We start from the raw sequence: 6,423 nt of genomic DNA on the forward strand, positions 1-6,423 counted from the left end.
ATCAATAGCTTTAGCATGGGAGATCACCTCAGAGATGATAGAATCAGCACCTGGGGTATCATTAGAAACCGAAAAAGGCTTCTTAATGAGGTTATTGCCATCTTGATCAATAAAGAAAACAGAATTAGATTGACTGCTGACGTCGATACCGACGAATAAAGTACTGGGCACGTAAATTCCTCCTTTCACAAAAAATTTGAGACCAGTACCAGGTTGATCCCTGACAGATTACCGAGAAACAGCCTCGCGGTATCAGAACTATGTCAATACCCATAGGATACACCGTATGGATGCTGAGATATACGGAAGAGTAAGACATGGACAGCAAGCGAGTTAGAACTAAACGAGTAATCCCAGGGGTGCAGTCTTTTTCGAGAAGTACCCTAAAGAAGGGTCTTCAGGGGAGATCCAGAGCGACCCTGAACCAAATCCTAGAGATAGTTTAACAGAGACAACCTGAAGAAGAAAGAGGGAATACGTGTAGTACAATACAAAATGCAGCAATCGAGCATACATCGCAGTGAGGATTATATGTTTGGTCGATGTGTAGTCAAGCCTAAAATGAACTCACTGCGTTCGAGCTTGACAACCCATCTTCCCAAACATAGATAGTAGCTATGCGATGTATGCATAGGTATCAAGTGGCACTTGATAGATTTAATCATGGTGAAATTTAATGAAATAATATTTAAATATCAAGGTTCTTTATTAATCTTGTTAAAGGTCGACCTTTTTGGTTGATTACAAATCATATTATACGAGATACAGGTAGTTACTATGATACGATAGCGTGGCAAAAACCTATAGACGAAAGTTCATGGACTACAATATCTGGATCGTACACTTTAAGTTATAATGGCACATTAACAGAATTATTTATGTATGTGGAATCGCCAGACCCTACGCTGGAATATTATATCGATGATGTGACCATTACTCCTTTGGATGCTCCGATGATAAAAAATGTAGTTGATAATTCTACATTTGAAAATGGAAGTGCAGCTGGTTGGACAGGTACTGGTGGGTGCAGTGTTTCTTCTGTGAGTGAGGAACACCATAGTGGAGACTACAGCCTAAAAACCACAGGGAGAACATCCAGTTGGATGGGTCCAAGCTATAACTTGCTGGGGAAAATAGTCCCAGGTAAGCAATACAGCGTTGATTTTTGGGTGAAGTATAACAGTGGAATTAATCCTACGGAACAATTTAAGGCTACTGTCAAGGCGACACCAACCGAAGGATCTCCTAATTACATACAGGTCAATGATCCAGTTACTGTTGATCAAGGTCAATGGGTGGAGATTAAAGGAACTTTTACTTTACCTACGGGTAACTACAGTGGAATTAATATATATGTTGAAACACCTAATCCTACTTTGGATTTTTACATTGACGATTTTACCGTAACCGGTGAAGCTGCTTCAACCTCAACTAAGATTCAAGAGAATATACCTGATTTGCATTCCGTATTTTCGGATTACTTCCCAATAGGAGTTGCAGTAGAACCAAATAGACTGGCTGATTCAGATCCCCATTCCCAACTGGTTGCAAAACATTTTAATATGTTGGTTGCGGAAAATGCGATGAAACCAATAAGTTTAGAGCCAACCGAAGGGAATTTTACCTTCAATAATGCAGATGCGATAGTAGATTTTGCTATAGCGCATAATATGAAGATGAGGGGACACACTTTATTGTGGCACAATCAGGTCCCTGATTGGTTTTTCCAGGATCCTTCGGATCCGTCTAAACCTGCATCTAGAGATCTTTTGCTTCAAAGGTTACAGACGTATATCACCACAGTATTAAATCATTTCAAGACAAAGTACAGCTCAAATAATCCTATAGTTGCATGGGATGTAGTAAATGAAGTTCTTGATGATAATGGCAACCTCAGAAATTCAAAGTGGTTGCAGATTATAGGGCCGGATTACATTGAAAAGGCTTTTCAATACGCTCATGAAGCCGATCCTAATGTAAAATTATTTATAAACGATTACAATATTGAAAATAATGGAGCAAAAACCCAAGCCATGTATAACCTTGTTAAAAAATTAAAAGATGAAGGAATTCCTGTTGATGGCATAGGTATGCAAATGCATATTAATATTAATTCAAATGTCGACAATATAAAAGCTTCTATAGAAAAATTTGCATCACTGGGCGTACAAATACAAATCACTGAACTTGATATGAATATGCAGGGCAATGTATCTCAAGATGCGTTATTGCGGCAGGCGAGATTGTATAAACAACTGTTTGACGTGCTAAAACAGGAAAAACAGTATATTACCGCTGTAGTATTTTGGGGTGTATCTGATGATGTTACATGGTTAAGTCAACCCAATGCGCCATTACTTTTTGATTCTAATCTCCAGGCTAAGCCCGCCTATTGGGCGATAGTAGATCCCAATAAAGCTGCTGTAAACAGACAAGCAGCACAAGCGTCACAAGGATCTCCAAGCATTGGAACAGGTGTTGATAAAGATTGGATAACGGCAAAATCGCTTAATGTTAATACCTTTGTAAAGGGTATAAATGGAGCTACGGCTAAGGTTAAGACCTTGTGGGATTCGAAAAACCTATACGTATTAGCGCAGGTAGTGGATAATACCCCTGCTGCCAATGACAGCATAGAGTTATTCGTAGATAAAAATGGCGATAAGTCAACTACTTATCAGCCAGATGATAAACACTATATAATCTACCGGGACAATTCTGGGAGTTCTGATATAACACATTACGTTCAAAGCGATGAATATGGATATACTGTTCAGGCAGCCATTCCTTTAGGTGATGTAAATCCCCAGGTTGGGGCTAAAATAGGATTTGATGTGAGGGTAAATGACGATAAAGGGTCAGGCACTGTAGATTCAATAGCTGTATGGAACGATTATAGCAACGCTCAAGATGTTAGTACGGCGTATTATGGTGATTTAACTTTATCAAAACCATCACAAATCACAGAGGCAATGTACGGGACGCCTACGATAGACGGAAAGATAGACAGTATTTGGGATCAAGCCAATGTTATAAATACAAATGTATGGGTACAAGGAACATCAGGCGCGACAGCTAAGGTAAGGACTATGTGGGATAACCATTATCTCTATGTTTTAGCAGAGGTTACTGATAGTAATTTAAATAAATCAAGTCCTAACCCATATGAACAGGATTCTGTAGAAGTTTTTCTTGATCAAAATGACCATAAAACCTCTTATTATGAAAATGATGATGGGCAATACAGGGTTAACTACGATAATGAACAGAGCTTTGGTGGAAGTACTAATTCTCAAGGTTTTAAATCAGCGACAAGTAAAACCTCTACTGGTTATATAGTAGAAGAAGCAATTCCTTTTACAGCTATAACACCAACTGATGGCCAAATACTCGGATTTGACGTGCAAGTGAACGACGCTGATGCTTCAGGTAGAAGGACCAGCATTGTGACATGGTGCGATGCTAGCGGTAATTCGTGGCAGGATACTTCCGGATTTGGCAATCTTATGCTTGTAGATACAAGACAATTGCCAAGGTCAGGTAGTAACAGTAACAATCTTGGCGATAATGAAAGAAATAGTAGCGATATGGGTACGGTTACAAAAACCGCTGATACGGTTACACTTGTGCTTAATGAAATTGAAGCTTTGAATGTTGTAAAAAATAGCAGTAGTAATGTTATAACATTTGATATAAGTAATATAGGAACAACATTGCAGAAAGTATTAGAAATACCTGTATCAGTGCTGAACGCTGCTAAAAACCTTAATAAAGAAATAATAGTGAAGTCAGGCTTTGTATCTGCTACAATATCTAGAGGTTCTCTGGATCTTAGCAATGTTAGTGGCAATATAAAAATAAGCATAAAAGACAATGGTAAATATGACAGGACGTCAGGCTTTATCCCTGTTACAAATGCGCTTGACGTATTAATAAAAGCGGGAAACGAAGATGTAAAGATATTAAAGCCTTTAGAAATAACGTTAGATGTGCCTACGTCTGGTATAAATGATTTGAGAAAAGTAGGCGTATACTTCTATAATGAAGCAACGGGTGAATGGGAATATATAGGAGGGAAGATAGATAAAGATGATAATGTAATAACATTTGAAGCAAATAATTCCTCAATATATGCGGCCTTTGAATATGACAAGACTTTTGCGGATGTAAAGAACCACTGGGCCAAAGATGCCATCGAAGTACTTGCTTCAAGACACATAGCAAAAGGTATAGACGGTAAAAACTTTGCACCCGATAAAGCCGTAACAAGAGCAGAATTTGCGGCTATGATAACGAGGCTTCTTGGAATACCAGAAAGAGAGTACAAAGGAGAATTTATCGATGTTAAGGCAGGAGATTGGTATGCCAATGCAATAGAGGCGGCTTATGAAGCTGGTATAATGCTTGGTGACGGGAAGAGAATGAGGCCAAATGACTATATAACGCGTGAAGAAATAGCGGCAATATCAATGAGGGCATTTGGTAAACTTACATCATACGATGAAGAGCAATTTAGTAAGACTACATTTGCTGATGATGATCGGGTAAGTGATTGGGCTAAGAAAGCCGTAGCAAATGCGAAAAAGGCTGGCATAATGGAGGGTGTATCTGGTGATCTCTTCGCGCCGAAAGAGAATGCCACAAGAGCAGAAGCCGCAGTAGTGATTTATAGAATATTGGACAAATCCGGTAGTTTTTAGAACTTGAAAAGCACGAGCCTTGCTTAATACGCAAACGGCTTCATTATATATGTGTTATTCAGTGATCATGTTGGAAAGAGTCTTATTGTGGGGGCAGTGAAAGGCTGATAAATTTATGCGAGGAGGGTATGATGTTGATTTATCCTGGGTGCAACAACTTTAAGGTTGCTATATCCTTTGATGATGGCCCTGACTATAAATACACACAGAAATACATTGATATATTAAAAAAATATAATGCTAAAGCTACTTTTTTCGTGGTGGGGAAAAATGTTGAAGAAAATCCCGAGCTTTTAAGGTTACTAAATGATAATAAATTTGAAATTGGCATCCACTCCTATAGCCATAAAAACATGATGGAAATGCAAGAGTCACAAATAGAGGAAGAATTACGGCGTTCATTAACAGATGTTTACAGTATCATAAAGCAGAGGGTGACGTTATTCAGACCTCCTTATGGAGCCTTTAACGATAACGTCAAAGATATTGCTCAAAAGCTGGGACTTAAAATAATCCTTTGGGATTTAGATTCATTGGATTGGAAAGGGATAAGTTGCGAAAATATTATCCATCGCGTAGAAAAGAATATCGGTGGTAATTCGATAATATTGATGCACGAGGGGCGTGAAAATACTCTGGGAGCTTTGTCTTTTGTCCTTCATAAATTACAGAACAAAGGGTATGAATTTGTTACTGTAAGCGAGTTGCTAGCTATGCGTTAGGAGCTTATAAAATTACTGTGAGAGTTCAATTTATTTACAATAAAGAAGTTAAGGCTGTTGGAAAACATCCGGCAGCCTATTACTGTACGTAGGTTTAGGCGTGCATGTTAAAAGCATGGAAGTAATACAGGTGTTGAGAGGTACATGTACATTGCGGAAACATCGAATATGCGATTGATGTATTAGGAAGTCTTCTAAGGTTTTCGATTTCGCGCTTTGCAAATTGTTCATTAAATAAAACGTATTACACCATTCATCAAAATTAAGGTATTTTTAAAAAAACAGCAATATTCGGCTAATCTAACTGAATTTAGACTATGAAAATGTTTTTACAGCGGAGTATGATAAGGTTTATTCTAAAAGATAATAGATCTTTTTAGATAAAAAGGCCGATTAGGGCCTTTTTTTGTAAGTGCATGTAAAAAGCAAAGAAAAAGCAAGAGATCGTGAGAAAAATTCTAGAAAAAAAAAACGGCAAATATTCAGTGAAATTGAATAAATTTGACCAAATTTGGACTTTGAAAACATTTTTATAGAGAGTTAAAATGAAAATGAAAACTTAATAAAGTTTTTTTAAAAAGGTGTGAATTGATATAAAATGAAAGGGGGGTAAGCTGTATAGGGTTATGTGATGTGCTTACCAAGACAAATCTAATAAGAAAGAGGGAATCGGATGAAAGCAGAGGTATATAACGCTATAAGGCCGAGGAGCATGAGATACGTTATACTAAGAAAAAATTTAACCGCTGTTAAAAAGGATTGGCAGCTGTATAGTCTTTTAATATTGCCATTGATTTACTATGTGATTTTCAGGTATATTCCGATGTTTGGAAACGTTATAGCTTTTAGAAAATTTTATCCTGGGGGGCCTGTCTATGGTACAGAGTGGGTGGGCTTAAGATATTTTAAAATGTTTTGGACTGATCCGACGTTTTGGCAAGTGTTTAAAAACACCATAATACTGAGCGTAGAGTATTTGGTATTCAGTTTCCCATTTCCCA

At 37.7% G+C, this 6,423-nt stretch carries 2 protein-coding genes and 1 pseudogene; all 3 read left to right on the forward strand.

The window, feature by feature from the left end:
• Positions 1 to 737: 737 nt before the first annotated feature.
• Positions 738 to 4,700 (forward strand): endo-1,4-beta-xylanase, encoded by a 3,963-nt coding sequence (locus tag CALPO_RS12765; RefSeq protein WP_051585735.1) that lies wholly within the window; start codon positions 738 to 740, stop codon positions 4,698 to 4,700.
• 128 nt (positions 4,701 to 4,828) lie between these two features.
• A complete protein-coding gene (locus tag CALPO_RS12770; protein WP_084295071.1) occupies positions 4,829 to 5,422 on the forward strand; it encodes a polysaccharide deacetylase family protein in 594 nt (197 codons plus the stop codon).
• 673 nt (positions 5,423 to 6,095) lie between these two features.
• Positions 6,096 to 6,423, forward strand: a pseudogene (locus CALPO_RS12775) (hypothetical protein); the annotation flags it as partial.

This window comes from Caldanaerobius polysaccharolyticus DSM 13641, assembly GCF_000427425.1.
GTDB classification, from domain to species: domain Bacteria; phylum Bacillota; class Thermoanaerobacteria; order Thermoanaerobacterales; family Caldanaerobiaceae; genus Caldanaerobius; species Caldanaerobius polysaccharolyticus.

What these genes read in the sequence shown, in the direction of transcription:
- CALPO_RS12770 (WP_084295071.1), top strand. Translation starts at nt 4,829, where the DNA reads ATGATGTTGATTTATCCTGGGTGCAACAACTTTAAGGTTGCTATATCC.